Raw genomic sequence first — 517 nt, forward strand, 5'->3', positions numbered from 1 at the left:
CGGACCTGAACGCGCTGAACACGGCAGAAGTACAGGCACTGGGCTCGGCGGGCATTGGCCAGCTGACGTCGTCGCAAGTGCAGTCGCTGACCTCGACGGCGCTCAACGCGCTGACGACGTCGCAGCTGGCGACGCTGTCGGTGAACCTGCTGACGAGCGCCCAGGTCTCGGGTCTGAGCACGGGCCAGCTCGCGGCGCTGAACTCGACGCAGGTGCAACAGCTGAACTCGGCTGACCTCAAGGCGCTGAGCACGAGCCAGCTCGTGAACGGTCTTGGCACGGCAGGCATCGCCTCGCTGACCAGCACGCAGGTGCAGTCGCTGACCACGACGGCGCTGAACGCACTGAGCACGGCCCAGCTCGCAACGCTGGCAATCGCCTCGCTGACGACGGGTCAGGTGGCCGGTCTGAGCACGGGCCAGCTGTCGAGCCTGATTTCGAGCCAGGTCCAGCAGCTGGGTTCGGCTGACATCAAGGCGCTGAGCACTAACCAGGTTGTGAACGGTCTGGGTTCGGC

At 66.2% G+C, this 517-nt stretch carries 1 pseudogene; it reads left to right on the top strand.

What is annotated here, in order from left to right:
- A pseudogene (locus M3I53_RS38105) lies at window positions 1-517 on the top strand (heme utilization protein); the annotation flags it as partial.

This window comes from Paraburkholderia sp. CNPSo 3272 (assembly GCF_024206495.1).
Lineage (GTDB): Bacteria > Pseudomonadota > Gammaproteobacteria > Burkholderiales > Burkholderiaceae > Paraburkholderia.